The sequence below is a fragment of the Vibrio sp. 10N.222.52.B7 genome (assembly GCF_041474275.1).
In the GTDB taxonomy this organism is placed as follows: Bacteria; Pseudomonadota; Gammaproteobacteria; order Enterobacterales; family Vibrionaceae; genus Vibrio; species Vibrio crassostreae_C.
Genome location: NZ_JBFRTU010000321.1, coordinates 1 through 209, shown reverse-complemented (window position 1 = coordinate 209; position 209 = coordinate 1). Strand labels below are relative to the sequence as shown.

Below are 209 nucleotides of genomic sequence, written 5' to 3'. Positions count from 1 at the left end.
GCAAAGTTAGATAGTGTGTCTTGCAATGCGAAACCAATAATGACACCCGCAACACCGAAACCGGTTAATAGTGGCGCTAGCTCAATCCCAATTTGAGACAGAGCGATAAGCAAACCAATAAACACGACCGCTTTAGATGCGATGGATACAAAGAAGTCCTGCATCAATACACTGAAGTCCATTTTAGAGTGCGAAACACTCTTACGAAC

The 209-nt window shown here is 43.5% G+C and carries 1 pseudogene; it reads right to left on the bottom strand.

Annotated elements, in window-relative coordinates:
- A pseudogene (locus AB4512_RS23025) lies at positions 1-209 on the bottom strand (mechanosensitive ion channel family protein); the annotation flags it as partial.